Source organism: Bradyrhizobium sp. CCBAU 11386 (assembly GCF_028128955.1).
GTDB lineage: Bacteria > Pseudomonadota > Alphaproteobacteria > Rhizobiales > Xanthobacteraceae > Bradyrhizobium.
In genome coordinates, this window is record NZ_LBKA01000261.1 from 257,849 (window position 1) to 275,657 (window position 17,809).

Genomic DNA, 17,809 nt, shown 5'->3' on the forward strand with positions numbered 1-17,809 from the left:
GCGCCGCGCTCAGCCGTGACCCGCTTCCTTGCGGTAACCGCTCTCGCTGAGGCGATCGACCCAGGCGATGCCGATCGCCGAGATGATGAAGGTCAGGTGGATCAAGACCTGCCACATCACGCCGGTCTCGGTGAAGTTGCTGCGCGTGGTGCCGAGATTTCCGGCCTCGATGAAGGTCCGCAGCAGCGAGATCGAGGAGATGCCGATGATCGCCATCGCAAGCTTGATCTTGAGCACGCTGGCATTGACATGATTGAGCCATTCCGGCTCGTCCGGATGGCCGCTCAGGTTCAGCCGCGAGACGAAGGTCTCGTAGCCGCCGACGATCACCATCACCAGCAGGTTCGAGATCATGACGACGTCGATCAGTCCGAGCACGACCAGCATGATCTGCTGCTCGCTGGCGTCAAAGGAGTGCGCGACCAGGTGCCAGAGCTCCTTGAGGAACAGCAGCACGTAGACGCCCTGTGCGATGATGAGGCCGACATAGAGCGGCACTTGCAGCCAGCGCGAGCCAAAGATCAGCTGGGCGAACGGGCCGATTTGCGGCGGCGGAAGCGCGGCCGAAGCTGCTTTGGGTTCAGACGTCATTGATCACTCCGGATTGCAGACAGCAAACGCCGCCTCAGAGACTCGCGATGACGGGCGCGAGCTCGAGCGAGCCGCGATAGATCATCTCGAAGGCGACGTAGACGATGATGGCGAGGCCGACATAGGCGATCCAGCGCTGCTTCTGGAGCACGCGGCCGAGCAGATCGGCGGCAACGCCCATCATCGCGACCGACAGCAGCAGGCCGAAGGCGAGGATGTAGGGATGCTCGCGCGCCGCGCCCGCGACCGCGAGCACGTTGTCGAGCGACATCGAGACGTCGGCGGCGACGATCTGCAAGGCGGCCTGGCCGAAGGTCTTTCGCGGCGCCGATGCCGCGCTTCCGCCGCCGCCATGGCTGAACGCAAGCTCGCTGCGATGCGCGGCCTGCTCGCGCAATTCGCGCCACATCTTCCAGCACACCCAGAGCAGCAGCACGCCGCCGGCGAGCAGGAGGCCGATCACCTGCAAGAGCTGGGTCGCGATGCCGGCAAAGACGACGCGCAAGGCCGTGGCGGCGACGATGCCGACGACGATGGCGCGTCGGCGCTGCCCGGACGGCAGGCCGGCGGCGGCAAGGCCGATGACGACGGCGTTGTCGCCGGCGAGCACGAGGTCGATCAGGACGACCTGGAGCAGCGCCGACAGTGCGTCGGCGGTGATGAACTCAGTCATGATTGATCATTTTTCGGTGCGGACGGTTCGAGCCATTGCGGCTTGCGGCGTTCGATCCAGTCGAAGACCTTCGACCGGGAGGAGCGCAGCGCCGGCACGTCCTCGGCAAGCAGCGCGAGGCCGAGCGGCAGCATCCAGACGCCGAGCACCGGCAGGAAGGAAAACACGCCGCCGACGACGAGCAGCGCGCCCGAGGGGATTCTCACCCAGCGGCTGGACGGCTTGAGCAGATAGGTGACGGTGTCGCCCATGCGCGGCGGCAGGCGATGGACGAGCTTGTCGAGGCGCGGATCACCGCCGGCCAACTGGCCGGCCGCGCCCCCGGTTCCGGTCGTACGCTCGTCCGATGCCGCGCTCATGCTCACTCCTTTGGGAGGGTGCCTGCCGCACCCGGTCCGACCTGCTTGGCGCGCGGCAATACGAGCGTCAGCAGCCGCAGCAGCTTGATCGCCTGCGCCTCATGGGGATGCACGTCCTCGTCCGCGGCCGCAACGCGCTCCGACAGCTCCATCAGATGGGACGAGAGCGGCATGTTCGAGACCGGCCGCAGCGTGTCGATCACGACATTGGCAAAGTCCGGCTCCTCTAAACGTTCCGCCAGCTCGTCGAACATCGCGAACAATCGGTCGTCGCCGATATGCGGCGCCAATCCGCGATCCCTGATGAAGCGGATCACCTCATCGCGCTCGACTGGCGAGACGCGCCGGTCCGCCACCGCGACAAGCGCGCCGGCGATGATCAACGCCGCCGCAGCCTGCTCGTTGAGGCTGGACGGTTCGGCAATCTCGAGTTCGATCGGGTTGGAGTATTTGGCGTCAGACATCGATGCTCCTCAACGTTGCGAAATGGCCGCGCGGAGCTGCGATGGGGACGATTGGGTCGGAGGGAACAGAGAAGGCCCGACGATCGGCCGATCCATCGCATTCGCGCGGGACAGGTCATCCGACATCACGAGGTTGGCCGACATTCGTCGGCGGCCTCGCCAGAGGGGCCCGGATTCTTGTTCTGCTCAGAGATAAAGATGGGCCTGTCGGAATCAAGGCGAGGAGACTGCGACCAGCCGCCGCATCGGTTCCATGTTGGCGGATTTGGTTAAGCAGTTTTGCTGCATATCTCGTGTCCCGGACGCGCTGCAACGCCTTCAGCGTTGCGGCGCAGAGCCGGGACCCAGGAAGCCGCGAATTCGCCGCTGCGTGGGCCCCGGCTCTGCAGCGCACCGCTGAACTGGACGATGCTCCGCATCGCCAGGGAAGCGCTGCGCTGCGTCCGGGGCACGAGAGCTTTGTTTGGGCACGCAACTACATCAACGTCGTCATTGCGAGCGCAGCGAAGCAATCCAGAATCCCTCCGCGGAAAGACTCTGGATTGCTTCGCTGCGCTCGCAATGACGGAACGCGCCGTTTACCCCACCCGCTCGACGAGATGCGCACGCGAGGGTGACGGATCGAACCGGTCGCCGAAATATTGCGTTTCGTGCGCCACCAGTCCGTCGCGGAATTCCATGATGCTCACGACGTAGGACGGCACGCCGTCATATGTCAGCACGAACTCGCTCACCCAGAGATCGCCGCCGCCGATGATCCGCCGGACCGTGAAGCGCTTGCTATTCGGCTGCACGAAACGGCTCTCCTGAATGTTCCGGCGGCCATGGATGCGCTCGCCCGACTGCGGATAGTCGAGCACGGCGTCGTCGCGATAGATGTCGTGCTCGGCCTCGAAATCGTTCGCATCCGAAGCGTCCCAATGGCGCTGGAGCGCCGCCAATCTGGCTCGATCATCCATCTCGGTCTCCGATCCTGAATGAAAACGTCTCCTGCCGCCTTCATCTGATGATGCAGAACTCCGGCGGCAAGGCTCCCCTCGCAACGTCTAACAACGGCTAGCGAGCTAACAATTCGATTTGGATGCAGATTGGCGTGCAGGCGACCCGTCGGATCGGGTCGCGCACTCTGGGTCGGGAAAAACCGTCATGGCACGTCTGCTTTCCGTCAATGTCGGCCTGCCGCGCGACGTCGCCTGGCAAGGCAAGACCGTCCATACCGGTATCTGGAAGGCCCCCGTCAAAGGCCCGCGCAGGGTGCGCCGGCTCAATATCGACGGCGACGGCCAGGGCGATACGGCAGGCCATGGCGGCGAACAGCGCGCCGTCTTCGTCTACCAGGACGAGTCCTATCGGTACTGGCAGGAACATCTGGGGCGATCGAACCTCGTCCATGGTCAATTCGGCGAGAACTTCACCGTCGAAGGCCTCTCCGACACGAACGTGTGCATCGGAGACCGCTACAGGATCGGCTCCGCCCTGTTCGAGGTGACGCAGCCGCGCGTCACCTGCTACCGGCTCGGCATTCGCATGGACGAGCCTGATATGCCCGCGCTGCTCGTCAGGCACGGCCGGCCCGGCTTCTATTTCCGCGTGATCGAGGAAGGCGACGTGGAGGCCGGCGACGAGATCACGCCGGTCGCCAGCGGCCCTGAGAGCATGAGCGTGTTCGAGATCAACGCGCTGCTTTACCTGCCCCCTCACCCGCGCGACCGCCTGGAGCGCGCGCTGAAGATTCCGGCGCTAAGCCGCGGCTGGAATCGTTCCTTCGCGGCGCTGCTCGAGCAGCAGCGCACAAGCAAGACCGCAGCAGGAAACGCCGGGCTCGGCCCGGCGGCGAGCCCGCCTCCGGCGTGGCGCGGCTTCCGTCCGTTTCGCGTCTCGCGCAAGATCGCCGAAAGCGGCAACGTGACGTCGCTGATCCTCAAACCCACGGACGGAGAGCCCGTCGCCACAGCCCAGCCCGGACAATTCGTCGTCGTGCGGCTCGGGCCTTCTGCGGCACAAGCGATGACGCGCAGCTACTCGCTGTCGAGCCGCTGCAATGCCGCGTCCTATCGCATCAGCATCAAGCGGGAAGCGCATGGCGCGGCCAGCCTCTATGTCGCCGACGGGCTGCGCATGGGCGACCTCGTCGAGGTCGGTGCGCCACGTGGCAGCTTCACGCTCCGGCAGGATGCGCGGCCCGTCGTCTTGCTCAGCGCCGGCATCGGCGTGACGCCGGTGCTGGCCATGCTCCACGCGCTCGCCGCGGAAGGGACCACGCGAGACGTCTGGTGGCTGCACGGCGCCCGCAACGGCCGCGAACATGCGTTCGCCGCCGAGGCGCGCGGGCTGTTGGCTGCGCTGGCTCACCATCACAGCCACGTCTGCTTCAGCGCACCCGATCCGGCCGATCGTCTGGGAGCGGATTTCGACAGCGCCGGACATCTGGATCAGCGCCTGCTCGAACGGCTCGACGTGCCGCGCGACGGCGACTTCTATGTGTGCGGACCGGCCGCTTTCATGAGCGATCTCACGGCCGGCCTCGCTGCGTCGGGCGTCGCGCCGGACTACATCCACACCGAGCTGTTCGGCGCCAGGCCATCGCTGACGCCCGGCATCGCGGCATCGCCGCGGACCCCCGCACATGTGCCGGTCGGAGCCCCCGGCCCGGGCCCGATGGTGTCATTCGCGCGCAGCGGCCTCAATGTCTGCTGGGGACCATCCTATGCCAGCCTGCTCGAGCTCGCTGAAGCTTGCGACGTCCCCGTGCGCTGGTCGTGCCGGACGGGCGTCTGCCACAACTGCGAGAGCGGGCTCGTGGCCGGAGAGGTCAGCTACGGACCGGATCCGCTCGACCCGCCGGCGGACGGCAATGTCCTGATCTGCTGCTCGCGACCGCGAGGCGACGTCGTGATCGATCTGTGAAGGCATCAGCACATTTGCCGCAGATGGAGGTCGGCGGCGTCGTCCTGATTCGCATGTAGGGCGATGGGAACCATCCTGCTGTCAGGCTTGTTGGTGCACCTCACGACACATCCACTGCCCGACAGGAACCTGCATGTGCCGCTGGATCGCATACCGGGGCGAGACCACCTCGTTCGAACCTTATGTCACCGAGCCCGAGCATTCGCTGATCGCGCAAAGCATCCGCTCGCTCCAGTCCACCGCGGGCTCGAATGGCGACGGGTTCGGGCTCGGCTGGTATGGCGAGCATCCGGAGCCCGGCCTCTACCGTGAAACGCGCCCCGCCTGGTCGGATGAAAACTTGCGCTACCTCTGCCGTCATCTGCGCTCGCACCTCTTCTTCGCCCATGTGCGCGCCGCCACCGGCACGGCGGTGACGGCAGAATTGTCATCCCTTCGTCTGCGGCCACTGGATGTTCATGCACAACGGATTCGTCGGCAGCTGGAACCGGCTGCGGCGCAAGGTCGAGGCCCTGATTCCGGATGCCTATTATCCGTCGCGATTGGGGACGACCGACTCCGAAGCCGTGTTCCTCGCCATCATGGGCGCCGGCCTCGACAACGACCCGCTTCGAGCAACGCAAGCCGTGCTGCAATCGCTCGTCGGTCTCGTCAACGAAGGCCAGCTTCGCGAGCGGCTGCGCTTCACCAGCGCGATCGCCAATGGCAGGGACCTCTATGCGTTCCGCGTTGCGGTCAACGATGCCGCCAACACGCTCTATTTCCGCGAGGCCGGCGGCCAGGTCATTGTCGTGTCCGAGCCGTTCGACAAGGAATCGGACTGGACGGAGGTGCCGCCGAATCACGCCCTGATCGCGCGCGCGTCCGAAAGCGCGAAAATTGTTCCGTTCGACCTTGCAATTTCCAGCGGGTCCGACGCGGAACCCGCCCCCGTCAGGAGGATTATTGTCCGCAGGTAATGCCTTCGCCGGGTGGCACGATGACATTTACTTCGGACGTTTTGAAATTGCTGCGTCTCGATTCCTCCGACGACAAGCAGCACCTCGTCATTCGCTCGGCCAGCGGTCGCGGCAAGGCCGCTGAATATTCATTCGGCATTGAGGAGGAATACTTCCTCGCCGATCGGCGCAACCTGGAGGTCGCGATCCAGACTCCCAACGAGCTGTTCGAGTCGGCGAACTGGTCGACCGGCGGCCAGGCCATGCGGGAGATGCTGCAATCCCAGCTCGAGGTCGCCACCAACGTTCACGTCGACGTCAACGACGCGCGCGAAGAGCTCCGCTTTCTCCGCCGCGAAGTCGCGAACGTTGCCGCCCAGTACGGCTTCGTGATCATGGCCTGCGGCACGCATCCGACCGCCGTCTGGCGCATGTCACAGCCGAGCCCGAAGCCGCGCTACGAGGAGATGATCGAGGATCTGCGCAGCATCGGCCACCGCAACATGATGTGCGGCATGCATGTGCACGTCCAGCTGCCCGATCCCGAGAAGCGCATGGCGGTGATGCGGGCGATGCTGCCGCATCTGCCGCTGTTCATCGCGCTGTCGGCGTCCTCCCCGTTCTGGAACTCGCACAAGACGGGCCTGAAGGGCTACCGCCTGGCGGCGTATTCCGAGCTGCCGCGCACCGGCCTGCCAGAACTGTTCGAGAGCAGGCATGATTACGACGAGTATGTCGGCGCATTGCAGCGCTCCGGCGTGATCCCTGACGAGAGTCACATCTGGTGGGCGATGCGCCCTTCCATGAAGCATCCGACCCTCGAGCTTCGCGCGCCCGACACCTGCACCTTCGTCGACGACGCCGTTGCCATTGCCTCGCTCTATCGCTGCCTGACGCGGCGTCTGTATCGACGGCCCCATCTGTCGAAAGAGGTCACGGTCGTCGAGCGCGCGATCGCGGTCGAGAACAAATGGCGCGCCCAGCGCTACGGCACCGATTGCATCTTTGCCTCGAAGGACGGGCCAGTCACCATCTCGGAGCTGCTCTCCCGCCTGATCGACGGCATCGCCGAGGACGCGGATGCGCTGAATTGCGCGTCCGAGGTCGAGCATTGCCGCACCATCGTGGAACGTGGCAGCTCGGCGGAATTCCAGCTTCGCGCCTACCGTGAAAGCGGCAACGACATCGCAGCCGTGTCACAATGGATTGCTACATCGACGATATCAGGAACGAGCGCTCCGGTCGGACGCACCGCTTCTGCACCGACATAGCCTCCGCGCAAGCCTTGGGAACGATAACGGCATTCCGGAATTTGCCGTGTCTTGTACAGAGCCCTGTACCGTGTCTTGGAGAAACGCATGACCGACATCACCTGTTGCGCCGGCTGCGGCCACGGCCTGGTGCCCATCCTGTCCGAGAAGGGCGCTACCGAATCAAGCTGCTTCTGGTGCGAAGGTGTCGATGCACGAACGATGGAAATGGCGAAGTGGGCGGACAGCCCCTCCGGCAAGCCCGAGCGGAGCGCGCTTCAGTCGTTCGAATGAGCGGCTTCGGACGTCTTGCGGAATTCCTGTCCCTCGGTGCTGCAATGCCTTCCAGCTTGCAGGATCACCATGCTGAGCAGGTGAGCCAGGAATGAAAGTCCGGCCGTATGCGCGATCTCGCGCAGCTCGGTGCAGATCTCCGCAATGTAGCGGGCGGCCTCCTGCGGCCTTGCGTAGCCGTCTTGCATGGAAACTCCCGGGTTAGCGCCGGACGAGAACTGCTGTCTCGGTTCAAAAAGGCAACCTAGGACGCCTAATCCCGCCGAACCGAATGCGTTCCGTGGTTGCGCCTTGGGAACAGCCATTCCCTGCACGCAACCGTCAGGGCTTGCCGACAAATTAGACAATCTGCGTCACATTCGCGCGACCGCGGGGTTCGGCAGGACGGTCAGGCAGTCCCGCGCAACCTGCGGTCTAACCTTCGGCGGAACCACCGGATTTTCTGCTACCCGGCCTCGCCGTCCCGAGCCGCGGAGGCGGTTTGCTGCTCCGCAACCGAACTGGCCCAAAATTCGCAAAGCAGCATCAGGCCCAAGTCCCGCCCCCGCCACCAGGGCGGGCGGGACGAACGGATCAGATCGGAGAATGCCATGAACGTGCATGCTGCGGGCGATCTCAAATTCACCGGCCTCACCCGTCCGAATGGCACGCCCCTTCGCCTGAACGATCAGGACTTCGTCGCGATCGATCGCGACAAGAATGCGAAGTTTGAGGCGACCTACCGGCCGCAAGCACTCTACAATCGCGCCAACGAGGGCTTTCACGCCAACAACGAAACCTTCCTGCTGCACGAAGTCGCGACCAATCTTCCGATCTACCTGCCGGATACCGGCCCCACCGATTTCCATCTTCATCTTCCGCCCGGCGGCTTTCAACTCGTGCTGGTCACCTCGGGTGCGTTCACCTTCGATTACGACGGACGCTTCTACAGTGTCGGCCCGGGCGCTGTGATGCTGCAAAGCGCGATCGTGCACCGCCAGCTCTTCTACACCTGGTCGGGACTGTCGACCGAAGAGAATTTGAAGACGCCGCAGACGGTGGTGCCCGATCCGATCTCGATGGGCTATTCGGGCAAATTCCTCGAAGCCTTCATCACCGATCCGACCACCTTTCCGAACCCGACCATCGTCGGTCCGAGCCAGATCAACGAGGCCGAGACGCCACGTGTGGCCTGGAGCCATCCTCTGCATGATCGTCCCGCCGATGCGGGCTTCTGGCTTCAGGACCCGCTGGCGCTGGATGCGCTGTTCAAGCCGCTCACCGATGGTTCGGTCAAATCGGCCATGCCGGTCCATGTGCGCGATATCGGCATCGAGATTCCGAGCGGACATCTCGTCACCGGCCACATCATCGCAACCGACCCGCCCGGTCAGTCGCTGCTGCCGAAGAGCACGTCGGCGGCGGTGGACGGCACCTCGTTTGCCAAGGGCGAGGTCGTGATCTATCGCGTCATCCGCGGCACGGCCGAATTCAAGAACAAGTCCGGCGAGACATTTGAACTCTCTGCCGGCGACGTGGTGACGGCCGGCAAGAGCTCGGTCAGCCTCGTCGGCGTCGGTGAGAACACCCAGGTCCTCCGGCTCGGCCTGCTCAAAGGCATGAACGACCTTCGCAGCTGGACCCCGACGCAGCGCGACGAGATCGACGGCCTCGCCGGTCAAATCATCACGCACAAGGACATTCGTCCCCTGCGCACCGAAGGCAAGCCGGTCGGATATCTGTACGCGTAGTGCCTAAAAAAAAACGGCCCGCCGGAGCGGGCCGTTGAGATCTCATCTAGCGCGATGATCGACCTGAGCCCAAGCGGTTGCGCGTCTCAGTCATGACAAATGCCCTTGAGGTACATCAGGAGGGTCGAAGGGATCAGGCCTGCGCGCCTTGCGGCGAAGGTCGTGGGAGCGGCGGCGTCACGCCGTCGAGCCAATCCTGCGTGTCCGCGAGAGCGAGCCAGGCATCGCCCATGCGCCTGAACTGCTGGCGCGCCGTGTCGTCGGGAGCGGTGCCTTCCAGGGTCAGGCAATGTCCGGCGTTCTCGCGAAGTTGCTCGGACCGGCTCGCTTGGAGATCCGTGCTGCTCGCGGGATCTGCAGAGGACTGCCAGGCGTTCCGGCACACCGGGCACCGCCACTGATTGACGAGTTTCCCGGCGGGCAAATAGGTCGAGTGCACGGGAGCCATGACGAGCCGCCCGCAGGCGGCACAGCCGTCCGTCCCTTGCGACGGCGGCGATTGGCCGTCGTCCTGAATCACTTTCGCGCTCCAGCGGCGTTCGAACTTGCGGCAAAGATGCAGAGGATAAAGCAAGACATTCATTGCGCGCCTCCTGTTTGCGGCGGGAGCGCGGCAGCGTCTCTCTGTCACTGACGCCCGTGGTGTCTGTGCCAGTGATATCCTGAATATGGTGTCTCACCCGACATTCGCCAGAGCGCGACCCCGAGAAACCGCTTCTCAATTGGCGCCGCAGGCTAGGCCCGCGTCGAAGCATCGACAACGAATCAAGGCGGCCCCGCGGCGGCTGCCTAACGCCCCTACTCCGCCGCCTGACGCACGTGGCGCGCGGTCGGGGTGCGCATGGTGACGAGCTCCTCGGCCGCGGTCGGATGCAACGCAATCGTCGCGTCGAAATCGGCCTTGGTCGCCTTCATCTTCACCGCGATCGCGACCGCCTGGGTGATCTCGGCGGCGGCGTCACCGACGATGTGGCAGCCGAGCACGCGGTCGGATGAGCCGTCGACGACGAGCTTCATCAGCACGCGGGTGTCGCGGCCAGACATTGTCGCCTTGATGGGACGGAACGTCGTCTTGTAGATATCGACGTGGCTGAACTGCGCGCGCGCTTCGGTCTCGGTCAGACCGACGGTGCCGACTTCCGGCTGCGAGAACACGGCAGTCGGGATAGAGGAATGATCCACCTTCACCTCGCGCTTGCCGAACACCGTGTCGGCGAACGCATGACCCTCGCGGATCGCGACCGGCGTCAGATTGTGGCGATGGGTGACGTCGCCGATCGCATAGATGCTGTCGACCGAACTCTTGGAGAAATGGTCGACCGCGATGCCGCCGTTCTTCGGATTGATGGCGACGCCGGCCTTCTCCAGGCCGAGATTGGCGACGGCAGGATGGCGGCCGATCGCGAACATCACCTGGTCGGAAGCAACGCTCGAGCCGTTCGACAGGTGCGTGGTGAATTCCTCGCCATGGCGATCGACCCTCGCCACCGTGCAGCCGGTGAGAATGGTGATGCCCTGCTTCTCCATCTCGCTGCGGACATGGGCGCGGACATCCTCGTCGAAGCCGCGCAAGATGTTGTCGCCGCGGTAGATCACGGTGACGTCGGAGCCGTAGCCCGCGAAGATGCCGGCGAATTCCAGCGCGATATAGCCGCCGCCCTGGATCACGATCCGCTTCGGCAGCTTCTTGAGGTGAAACGCCTCGTTGGACGAGATCACATGCTCGATGCCGGGGATCGAGGCGCCGTGGTTGGGTGCGCCGCCGGTGGCGATCAAAATGTACTTCGCCGTCACCTTCCTGTCGTTCTCGAGCAGGCGGACGGTGTGGGCGTCCTCGATCACCGCACGGCTCTTGACGATCTGCGCGCCGGACTTTTCGACATTCGTCGTGTAGGCCGCCTCCAGCCGCGCGATCTCCTTGTCCTTGTTGGCGATCAGCGTCGCCCAGTCGAAGCTCATGGACGGGATGGTCCAGCCGAAGCCGGCGGCGTCCTCGATCTCGTGGCGGACATGCGAGCCGATCACGAGCAGCTTCTTCGGCACGCAGCCGCGGATCACGCAGGTGCCGCCCATGCGGTACTCTTCCGCGATCGTGACGCGGGCACCGTGGCCGGCCGCGATGCGGGCGGCGCGCACGCCGCCCGAGCCGCCGCCGATGACGAAGAGGTCGACGTCGAATTCAGCCATTGTTCACTCCGACCTTCCTGCCTCGCGTCCTCGTCACATTTCCTTGCCGCGCTTCTTCATCTCGGCGCGAAACGCGCTCGCAATGGTTTCGGAGAAACTCTGCGCCCACGAATTCATGACCCTCATGCTCTGGTCGATGGCGCGCGGCTCGGCCTCGATCAGCTTCTTGCCCAGCGGCGACTTGTAGAAGGTGACGAGGTCCTTGAGCTCCTGCTCGCTGAACTGGGCGGCATAGGCCTGCGCCATGCCTTCGCCGATCTCCTTCTCGCGGCCGGCCAGCTGCTGCGCCACGACCGGCGCCAGCTCGTTGAGGTCCTTCTGGTAGTTGAGGTTCTGTCCGATCAGCGTTGCCTTCACCTTCTCGACCATGCCGGGCACCGCGTTCGCGTACATCGCGGTGGCGTTCTTCATGCTCAGGATTTCCTTGGCCGACGCGATCGCCGCGGGCGAGGCCTTGGGCGCGGCTGCCTGCTGCGCCATGGCCGGGACAGCCGAGAGGGCCAGTCCCACAGCGAGGGTCGCGGCCGGCAAGAATTTCAACACACTCTTCATTCCTAGTCTCCTTTCGGCTTTCGCCGTTCAATCACGCGAATTCCCTCGCCGCCCGCCAGAACGGCCGAGCTGGCCAAGCCGACGAACAACCCATGCTCGACCACACCGGGGATCACGCTCAACGCCTTGGCGAGGCCGGCCGGATCGACAATACGTCCGAGCTGGGCATCGAGGATCCAGTGGCCGCCATCGGTGACGAAAACGTGGCTGTCCTCCGCCCCGCCCTTGGCCTTGCGAACCGCCATTTGCCCGGAAACGCCGCAGCCGGCAAATGCCGTCTCGATCGCCCGGCGCGTCGCCCCGAGCCCGAACGGGATGACCTCGATCGGCAGCGGAAAGCGGCCGAGCGTCGGCACCCATTTGGTGTCGTCGGCAATCACGATCATGCGATCCGATGCGGCCGCCACGATCTTCTCGCGCAGCAGCGCGCCGCCACCGCCCTTGATCAGGTTGAGCTCGGGATCGATCTCGTCGGCACCGTCGATGGTGATGTCGAGATGGTCGATCTCATCGAGCGTGGTCAGCGGCACGCCGCAGCGCTCCGCATCGAGGCGCGTCGCCTCGGAGGTCGGTACGCCGATCACCTTGAGTCCGGCCGCCACGCGCTCGCCGAGCAGCTCGACGAAATGCTTGGCGGTCGAGCCGGTGCCGAGCCCGAGCTGCATGCCGTCCCGCACCTCTTCCAGAGCGCGCGCCGCCGCCTGCCGTTTCAACTGGTCCATGTTCACGTTTGCGCCCGCCTTTGAAGTCACGAATGCGCCGCCGATCGTGGCCGCTTGCGGCGGCCTATGTAGCCTCGTTTTCCGCGCGGGAACAGGCCTATAAGCTGATCTTATGGCAGCGCCCCTTGCGCCGGCACGGCCGGACCGATAGCGCTTGGACCATGACCTCCCCTCACACCATCGTCTTCGATCTCGACGGCACGCTTGTGGATACGGCGCCCGACCTGATCACCGCGCTGAATTACGTGCTCGACCGCGAAGGCCTGCCGCCCGTGCCGATGCAGTCGGCCCGCAACATGATCGGCGCCGGCGCCCGCAAGCTGATCGAGCGGGGCCTGGAGGCCGAGGGCCGCACCGTCACGCCTTCGGACATGGACCGGATGACGGCGGATTTTATCGCCTATTACGCCGAGCATATCGCGGTCGAATCCCGGCCTTTCGAGGGGCTGGAGACCGCGCTCGACCATTTTGCGGCGCAAGGCCATCGCCTGGCCGTCTGCACCAACAAGCTGGAATGGCTGTCCAAGCGCCTGCTGGACCAGCTCGATCTCAGCCGCCGCTTCGCGGCGATCTGCGGCGCCGACACCTTTGGCGTCCAGAAGCCGGATCCGGCCATTTTCCGGGAAACGGTGGCCCGCGCCGGCGGAGAGGTCAGAGCCAGCATCATGGTCGGCGATGCCGGAACCGATGTCGGCGTGGCCCGGCGCGCCGGGGTGCCCGTGATCGGGGTCAGCTTCGGCTATACGGACGTGCCGATCGCCGAGCTGAAGCCGGACCGGCTGATCCATCACATGCGCGACCTGCCGGCCGCAGCCCACAGCCTGATGACGGCACGGGCCTCGGCAAGCCACTGAAATTCCAGTAAAATCCTCAAGATACCCCGCGTTAACCAACTATTAACTATGCACATCCCGCCGGTTGCCTGCCCCGGACGACGCTCCTAAGGTCATGCTGGGGTATGTGGCGGTTCGTCGCAGTAGAAGTGGATGGTCATGCGTCGTGTCAGCGCGATTGCGTTAGCGGGAGCGAGCCTCCTGGGGGCAACAAGTCTTGGTGGCTGCTCCTCGATGTCCTGGGACATGTTCAAGTCGGCGCCGCCGACCGTCCAGGTCCAGCTCGAGTCCAGCCCTCCGGGGGCTGACGCCAAGACCTCGCTCGGTCCGGCCTGCAAGACGCCCTGCTCGGTCTCGGTTCCCGCCCCCGATGCCCCGTTCACGGTCGCTTTCGCACTGCCCAAGTACCAGCCGGCGAGCATCCCGGTGAACATCATCAAGAACCCCGGCGATCTCACCACGCCCGCCTCGGTCACCACAGATCCGAATCCGGTGTTTGCAGAACTCCAGCCGGCCGCCCCGCCCAAGCCGGTGAGGAAACCGCACCGGCCGAAGAAGCCGAAACCGGCCGCAGCCGCGCCCGCAGCAGCCGAACCGGTCGCCACAGGCTCGCCCTTCCCCGATCCGAACGCGGGCAAGCGCTGACCTCCGTTATCGCCCCCAATTGTCCTCGGGCACCGCGATGCTTAGATTGCTTCCAGAGCGCCGTTGAGCAAAGGTGCGCCCGTCGCCGTCAGTGACAAGGCATTTTGGTATGAACGGATCTTCCGCGAATCCCCGCGCAGCGCTGTCGAGCGCCATGACCGATCCGTTCGGGCGAACCATCAGCTATTTGCGTGTCTCGGTCACGGACCGCTGCGACCTGCGCTGCTTCTACTGCATGTCGGAAGACATGACATTCCTGCCCAAGGCGGACCTGTTGACGCTGGAGGAGCTCGACCGGCTCTGCTCGGCCTTCATCGCCAAGGGCGTGAGGAAGCTGCGGCTCACCGGCGGCGAGCCGCTGGTCCGCCGCAACGTGATGACGCTGGTGCGCTCGCTGTCGCGCCATCTGTCCAGCGGCGCCCTGAGCGAGCTGACGCTGACCACCAACGGCACGCAGCTGGCAAAGTATGCCCGCGAGCTTGCCGATTGCGGCGTCCGCCGCATCAACGTCTCGCTCGACACGCTCGATCCCAGGAAGTTTCGCGAGATCACCCGCTGGGGCGAGATCGACAAGGTGCTGGAAGGCATCGAGGCCGCGCGCGCTGCGGGACTCGCCGTGAAGATCAACGCGGTGGCGCTGAAGAACCTCAACGAGGACGAGCTGCCTTCGCTGATGCGCTGGGCCCACGGCAAGAACATGGGCCTGACGCTGATCGAGGTCATGCCGATGGGCGAGATCGGCGCGGGACGGATCGACCAGTATCTGCCGCTGTCGCTGGTGCGCGCGCGCCTTTCCCAGCAATTCACGCTGACGGACCTCGCCGAAAGCACCGGCGGCCCGGCGCGCTATGTCAGCATTGCCGAGACCGGGGGCAAGCTCGGCTTCATCACGCCGATGACCCATAATTTCTGCGAATCCTGCAACCGGGTGCGCATCACCTGCACCGGCACGCTGCACACCTGCCTCGGCCACGAGGATGCCTCCGATCTGCGCAAACCTCTGCGTGCGTCGGACGACGATATGCTGCTTGCGGATGCGATCGACCGCGCCATCGGGCTGAAGCCCAAGGGCCACGATTTCATCATCGACCGCCGCCACAACCGTCCCAGCGTCTCCAGGCACATGAGCGTCACCGGCGGCTAGGATTGACTGTCCGGGGCGGGCTTATTCCCCTTAACTATCAACAAACTTCCAATTGACTGACGGCACGCTCGCTGATTTGGTGCGGCTGCCTCATGCCTGCGCGGCGAGACAAGCCACGCGCCACTCGGCGCAGTCAAGACGGCCGGGGCAAAATCGGGGGAGGACCTATCGTTGCAAGCGCTCCTAAAGCTGAGCCATGGAATTGACGCGTTCACACGCTGGACGGGCAAGCGTCTGGCGTGGCTGATCCTGGTCGCCGTCATCATCTCGGCGATCAATGCGATCGTCCGCAAGACGTTCGACACGTCCTCGAATTCGTGGCTCGAACTGCAATGGGTGCTTTTCAGCATCGTGTTCCTGTTGTGCTCGTCCTGGACGCTGCTCGACAATGAGCACATCCGGATCGACATCGTGAACAACATGCTGCCGAAGACGGCCCGCAGCGTGATCGATGTGATCGGTCACCTGTTCTTCCTCATTCCGCTGACCGTCGTCATGATCGTCACCGGAGTGCCATTCTTCCTGCGCTCGATGCAGATCAACGAGCAGTCGGGCAACGCCGGCGGCCTGCCACAATGGCCCGCCAAATCCCTGATCATGATCGGCTTCGCCCTCCTGCTCGTTCAAGGCATCTCCGAGCTGATCAAGCGAATTGCGATCATGCGCGGAATGATGCCGGATCCTCACGAATCGCAGGTCTCCGCGCTGGAGGCAGAGGTCGAGCACCTCGTCGAAGCGATCGACAAGAAATAGCCGTTGGCGACGGTTTAGGGGGAAGTCATGACCGCGTTCCTTATCGCCAATATGGCGCCTATCATGTTCGCGACGCTCGTCGTCGTGCTGCTGCTCGGCTATCCGGCGGCATTTTCGCTCGGGGCCGTCGGCCTCTTCTTCGCCATCATCGGCGTCGAACTCGGGCAATTCCACCCGGACTTTCTTCAGGCCCTGCCGGAGCGCGTCTACGGGGTCATGAACAACGACACGCTGCTCGCCATTCCCTTCTTCACCTTCATGGGACTGGTGCTCGAGCGTTCCGGCATGGCCGAGGATCTGCTCGACACGATCGGCCAGCTGTTCGGCACCATCCGCGGCGGCCTCGCCTACGCGGTGGTGTTCGTCGGCGCACTGCTTGCAGCGACGACCGGCGTCGTCGCGGCGTCGGTGATCTCGATGGGCCTGATCTCGCTGCCGATCATGCTGCGCTACGGCTATGACCGCCGCATGGCGACCGGCATCATCGCGGCCTCCGGCACGCTGGCACAGATCATTCCGCCCTCGCTCGTCCTGATCGTGATGGCCGACCAGCTCGGCAAGTCGGTCGGCGACATGTACGAGGGTGCCTTCATCCCGGGGCTCGTGCTCGCAGGTCTTTATGCAGGTTACGCGTTCCTCGTGACCTTGATCTTCCCGAAGGCTGCTCCGGGCCTGCCGAAGGAAGCCATCGGCTTCCGCGAGGAGAGCGGCAGCCGCGGCCTGACCTCGCTCGGCGTCCTGTTCCTGGCGAGCTGCGTCTTCGGCTGGTTCATGATGCGGAATTCGGAAACCCACGGCGCCGACTTCGTCGTGCTCAGCATGTTCTTCGGCATTCTCTTCGCGTTCTTCGTCGCCGTCGCGAACTGGGTCATCGACAAGCTGACGGGCTTCCGCTTCCTCTCGAAGATGGCGCAACAGACCACCTTCGTCATGGTGCCGCCGCTGTTCCTGATCTTCCTGGTGCTGGGCACGATCTTCATCGGCATCGCGACGCCCACCGAAGGCGGCGCGATGGGCGCCGCCGGCGCCCTGATTCTCGGCGCCATGAAGCGGCGGCTGACCTGGGACCTGGTCCGCCAGGCCACCGAATCGACGGCGAAACTGTCCGCGTTCGTCGTCTTCATCCTGGTCGGGGCGCGCGTGTTCTCGCTGACCTTCTACGGCGTCAGCGGCCATGTCTGGGTCGAGCACCTGCTGACCTCCCTGCCCGGCGGCCAGATCGGCTTCCTGCTCTTCGTCAACGCCTTCGTCTTCGTGCTGGCGTTCTTCCTCGACTTCTTCGAGCTCGCCTTCATCGTGATCCCGCTGCTCGGGCCGGCTGCCGAGCATCTCGGCATCGACCTGATCTGGTTCGGCGTCATCCTCGGCGTCAACATGCAGACCTCGTTCATGCACCCGCCGTTCGGATTTGCGCTGTTCTACCTGCGCTCGGTCGCGCCGAAGGAGCGCTACACCGATCGTGTCACCGGCAAGAGGATGGATCCGGTCACGACAGGACAGATCTATTGGGGCGCGGTGCCGTTCGTGGTCATCCAGGTCATCATGGTCGTGCTCGTGATCATGTTCCCGTCGATGGTGATGCACTACAAGGGCGTGCAGTCCACCGTCGATCCCAACAGCATCAAGATCGAGATTCCGCAGATCGACCTGCCGCCGCTCGACTTCGGCCAGCCGAAGCAATAGCGGTCGCCTCACCCGGCGAAAAAAGAACCCGGAGCTCGCGCTCCGGGTTTTTTGTTTCGGGCTCCTGCCCGATGAAGCGCGTTT

General features: G+C 64.5%; 19 protein-coding genes and 1 pseudogene. 10 read left to right on the plus strand and 10 right to left on the minus strand.

Features of this window, described 5'->3' with window-relative positions; genetic code table 11:
- Positions 1–9: 9 nt before the first annotated feature.
- From XI09_RS44830 to XI09_RS44850, 5 genes are all read right to left on the minus strand, one after another.
- A complete protein-coding gene (locus XI09_RS44830; RefSeq protein ID WP_271572667.1) occupies positions 10–591 on the minus strand; it encodes a TIGR00645 family protein in 582 nt (193 codons plus the stop codon).
- A gap of 34 nt (positions 592–625) precedes the next feature.
- Complete coding sequence (locus tag XI09_RS44835) at positions 626–1,264, minus strand: TerC family protein (protein WP_271572668.1); 639 nt, start codon at positions 1,262–1,264, stop codon at positions 626–628.
- Positions 1,261–1,623: a hypothetical protein gene (locus tag XI09_RS44840; RefSeq protein WP_271572669.1), complete on the minus strand. Its 363-nt coding sequence runs from the start codon at positions 1,621–1,623 to the stop codon at positions 1,261–1,263. Before XI09_RS44840 ends, XI09_RS44835 begins: the two co-directional genes overlap by 4 nt.
- Positions 1,624–1,625: 2 nt before the next feature.
- Positions 1,626–2,087, minus strand: coding sequence for a tellurite resistance TerB family protein (locus tag XI09_RS44845; protein ID WP_271572670.1), 462 nt, complete (start codon positions 2,085–2,087; stop codon positions 1,626–1,628).
- Positions 2,088–2,665: 578 nt separating this feature from the next.
- Positions 2,666–3,046, minus strand: a complete 381-nt coding sequence (locus XI09_RS44850) for a nuclear transport factor 2 family protein (protein ID WP_271572671.1) — start codon at positions 3,044–3,046, stop codon at positions 2,666–2,668.
- A 187-nt stretch (positions 3,047–3,233) separates the two neighbouring features.
- Here XI09_RS44850 and XI09_RS44855 point away from each other — a divergent pair, with 187 nt between their 5' ends.
- The 4 genes and pseudogenes from XI09_RS44855 to XI09_RS44870 all read left to right on the plus strand — a co-directional run bounded on the left by XI09_RS44855 (position 3,234) and on the right by XI09_RS44870 (position 7,476).
- Positions 3,234–4,994 (plus strand): MOSC and FAD-binding oxidoreductase domain-containing protein, encoded by a 1,761-nt coding sequence (locus tag XI09_RS44855; RefSeq protein WP_271572672.1) that lies wholly within the window; start codon positions 3,234–3,236, stop codon positions 4,992–4,994.
- Between the two features lie 133 nt (positions 4,995–5,127).
- A pseudogene (locus tag XI09_RS44860) lies at positions 5,128–5,953 on the plus strand (class II glutamine amidotransferase).
- Between the two features lie 20 nt (positions 5,954–5,973).
- Positions 5,974–7,203, plus strand: coding sequence for a carboxylate-amine ligase (locus XI09_RS44865; RefSeq protein ID WP_271572673.1), 1,230 nt, complete (start codon positions 5,974–5,976; stop codon positions 7,201–7,203).
- A gap of 87 nt (positions 7,204–7,290) precedes the next feature.
- The gene (locus XI09_RS44870; protein WP_271572674.1) at positions 7,291–7,476 is read left to right on the plus strand and encodes a hypothetical protein; all 186 of its coding nucleotides are present in this window, start codon (positions 7,291–7,293) and stop codon (positions 7,474–7,476) included.
- Here XI09_RS44870 and XI09_RS44875 read toward each other — a convergent pair.
- Positions 7,461–7,664: a hypothetical protein gene (locus XI09_RS44875; protein ID WP_038966238.1), complete on the minus strand. Its 204-nt coding sequence runs from the start codon at positions 7,662–7,664 to the stop codon at positions 7,461–7,463. The two genes, XI09_RS44870 and XI09_RS44875, sit on opposite strands and share 16 nt — an antisense overlap.
- A 402-nt stretch (positions 7,665–8,066) precedes the next feature.
- On the opposite strand from XI09_RS44875, the gene XI09_RS44880 reads away from it, so the two are divergent.
- Positions 8,067–9,206, plus strand: coding sequence for a hypothetical protein (locus XI09_RS44880; protein ID WP_271572675.1), 1,140 nt, complete (start codon positions 8,067–8,069; stop codon positions 9,204–9,206).
- A gap of 133 nt (positions 9,207–9,339) precedes the next feature.
- Here XI09_RS44880 and XI09_RS44885 read toward each other — a convergent pair whose 3' ends face one another.
- From XI09_RS44885 to rpiA, 4 genes are all read right to left on the minus strand, one after another.
- Positions 9,340–9,789: a hypothetical protein gene (locus XI09_RS44885; protein WP_271572676.1), complete on the minus strand. Its 450-nt coding sequence runs from the start codon at positions 9,787–9,789 to the stop codon at positions 9,340–9,342.
- 215 nt (positions 9,790–10,004) lie between these two features.
- The gene (gene gor, locus XI09_RS44890) at positions 10,005–11,393 is read right to left on the minus strand and encodes a glutathione-disulfide reductase (RefSeq protein ID WP_271572677.1); all 1,389 of its coding nucleotides are present in this window, start codon (positions 11,391–11,393) and stop codon (positions 10,005–10,007) included.
- Between the two features lie 33 nt (positions 11,394–11,426).
- Positions 11,427–11,945 (minus strand): DUF2059 domain-containing protein, encoded by a 519-nt coding sequence (locus XI09_RS44895; RefSeq protein WP_271572678.1) that lies wholly within the window; start codon positions 11,943–11,945, stop codon positions 11,427–11,429.
- Positions 11,946–11,947: 2 nt separating this feature from the next.
- Positions 11,948–12,673: a ribose-5-phosphate isomerase RpiA gene (rpiA, locus tag XI09_RS44900; protein ID WP_271572812.1), complete on the minus strand. Its 726-nt coding sequence runs from the start codon at positions 12,671–12,673 to the stop codon at positions 11,948–11,950.
- A 155-nt stretch (positions 12,674–12,828) separates the two neighbouring features.
- Between rpiA and XI09_RS44905 the strand changes: the two genes are divergently transcribed.
- The 5 genes from XI09_RS44905 to XI09_RS44925 all read left to right on the plus strand — a co-directional run bounded on the left by XI09_RS44905 (position 12,829) and on the right by XI09_RS44925 (position 17,725).
- Entirely contained in the window at positions 12,829–13,521 is a 693-nt protein-coding gene (locus tag XI09_RS44905) for an HAD family hydrolase (RefSeq protein ID WP_271572813.1), read from the plus strand.
- A 138-nt stretch (positions 13,522–13,659) separates the two neighbouring features.
- Positions 13,660–14,145 (plus strand): hypothetical protein, encoded by a 486-nt coding sequence (locus tag XI09_RS44910; protein WP_271572679.1) that lies wholly within the window; start codon positions 13,660–13,662, stop codon positions 14,143–14,145.
- A gap of 109 nt (positions 14,146–14,254) precedes the next feature.
- Complete coding sequence (gene moaA / locus XI09_RS44915) at positions 14,255–15,289, plus strand: GTP 3',8-cyclase MoaA (protein ID WP_271572680.1); 1,035 nt, start codon at positions 14,255–14,257, stop codon at positions 15,287–15,289.
- A gap of 171 nt (positions 15,290–15,460) precedes the next feature.
- A complete protein-coding gene (locus XI09_RS44920; protein ID WP_271572681.1) occupies positions 15,461–16,042 on the plus strand; it encodes a TRAP transporter small permease subunit in 582 nt (193 codons plus the stop codon).
- A 27-nt stretch (positions 16,043–16,069) separates the two neighbouring features.
- A complete protein-coding gene (locus XI09_RS44925) occupies positions 16,070–17,725 on the plus strand; it encodes a TRAP transporter large permease (protein ID WP_271572682.1) in 1,656 nt (551 codons plus the stop codon).
- Positions 17,726–17,809: the final 84 nt, after the last annotated feature.